At 65.1% G+C, this 272-nt stretch carries 1 protein-coding gene; it reads left to right on the top strand.

The genetic code is table 11. The annotated features are described in order from the left end of the window. The coding region (locus SB751_RS30570; protein WP_410749094.1) for a M20/M25/M40 family metallo-hydrolase at positions 1-272 on the top strand (272 nt) is incomplete at both ends.

The following is a 272-nucleotide window of genomic DNA, read 5'->3' as shown; positions in this document are numbered from 1 at the left end:
CACCGACATCTTCCGCCTGGACGACACCCCCGAACACGTCGGCCCCATGGTCCACGCCGAATTCAAGGGCACCGGCCAGAAGAAGATCATGCTCATCGCGCACATGGACACCGTCTACCGCAACGGCATGCTCCGCGACCAGCCCTTTCGCATCGACGGCGACCGCGCCTACGGCCTGGGCATCGCCGACGACAAGCACGGCGTCGCCACCATCCTGCACACCCTGGCCCTGCTGCAGAAAATGGGCTTCAAGGACTACGGCACCCTGACCG

The organism is Cupriavidus sp. SIMBA_020, from assembly GCF_046535395.1.
In the GTDB taxonomy this organism is placed as follows: Bacteria; Pseudomonadota; Gammaproteobacteria; order Burkholderiales; family Burkholderiaceae; genus Cupriavidus; species Cupriavidus campinensis.
The sequence above is the reverse complement of the archived record's forward strand: the minus strand, read 5'-3'. Positions and strand labels throughout refer to the sequence as shown.